Annotated in this window: 1 protein-coding gene; it reads left to right on the forward strand. The window is 71.3% G+C overall.

The window, feature by feature from the left end:
- Positions 1-69: 69 nt before the first annotated feature.
- The coding region (locus VR45_RS16245) for a MerR family transcriptional regulator (protein ID WP_234325989.1) at positions 70-230 on the forward strand (161 nt) is incomplete at its 3' end.

Here is a 230-nt window from a genome sequence, read left to right on the forward strand (position 1 = left end):
GCAACCATCCGACCCCACACCCCCGACGCCGTCAGCTCGTTCGACGATGACGACTACCCCGCCTACACCATGGGCCGCGCCGCCGAGATGACCGGCACCACCCCCGGCTTCCTGCGCTCGCTCGGCGAGCAGGGCCTCATCACCCCCCTGCGCTCCGAGGGCGGACACCGCCGCTACTCCCGTTACCAGCTTCGGATTGCGATGCGCGCCCGCGACCTCGTCGACCAGGG

The sequence above is a fragment of the Streptomyces sp. NRRL S-495 genome, assembly GCF_000966955.1.
Lineage (GTDB): Bacteria > Actinomycetota > Actinomycetes > Streptomycetales > Streptomycetaceae > Kitasatospora > Kitasatospora purpeofusca.